Annotated in this window: 1 rRNA gene; it reads right to left on the reverse strand. The window is 56.3% G+C overall.

Going from position 1 to position 261, the window contains the following annotated elements:
• Positions 1-24: 24 nt before the first annotated feature.
• Positions 25-261 (reverse strand): 23S ribosomal RNA (locus tag DA373_RS16180); the annotation flags it as partial.

Raw genomic sequence — 261 nt, forward strand, 5'->3', positions numbered from 1 at the left:
GGTCTCACACTTCTTGGGTGTTGTATGGTTAAGCCGCACGGGTCATTAGTACAGGTTAGCTGCACGCCTCACAGCGCTTCCACACCCTGCCTATCAACGTCCTGGTCTCGGACGGCCCTTTAGAGGTCTCTAGGACCTAGGGATGACTCATCTCGAGGCTCGCTTCCCGCTTAGATGCTTTCAGCGGTTATCGATTCCGAACTTAGCTACCGGGCAGTGCCACTGGCGTGACAACCCGAACACCAGAGGTTCGTCCACTCC

It is taken from the genome of Oceanimonas marisflavi (assembly GCF_003049725.1).
Classification (GTDB): Bacteria; Pseudomonadota; Gammaproteobacteria; order Enterobacterales; family Aeromonadaceae; genus Oceanimonas; species Oceanimonas marisflavi.